A 460-nucleotide genomic window follows, 5' to 3' on the forward strand; every position below is an offset into this window, starting at 1 on the left:
GTGCCGATGACTGCGCCGAGGGATCGGGGCGTTCAAGGCTTGCGACTTCCGTTCCCTTGTAATCGTCGGTCGCCTTAGTGGCGCGCTCCGCCTCCGGCAGCTGCGCCACCTGCCGTTCCGTTTCGGTGCGCTTGTCGAACGCGCTGATCTTCAATCTCGCAAGGGGGGCAAAGGCGCCGTCCGGAAATTGCTGCAAATATGCCTCGAAGAAGCTCTTGTCGGTGGAGTCCTTGATGGTCGCCCAATATGCAAGTTCGACTGCGTTGTCCGGCGAGGTGGACTTTGAAGCGGGGACAGATGCCACCTTCGATTCCGTCGCGAGAGGCTTCAACACAACCTCGCCGGTGAGAGAAGAGTTCTCCCACGGCACTTGCTTGCCCTCCGTCGCAGCCAGCACATCGCGACGCACATCGATAAGCTCATGCGTAATATCCTGCCCCGGCGTCCCGAGGTGAGCGAC

General features: G+C 60.9%; 1 pseudogene. It reads right to left on the reverse strand.

The features are described 5' to 3' along the window. Positions 1-460: pseudogene (locus EN786_RS38100) on the reverse strand (hypothetical protein); the annotation flags it as partial.

Source organism: Mesorhizobium sp. M4B.F.Ca.ET.143.01.1.1, assembly GCF_004792275.1.
GTDB lineage: Bacteria > Pseudomonadota > Alphaproteobacteria > Rhizobiales > Rhizobiaceae > Mesorhizobium > Mesorhizobium abyssinicae.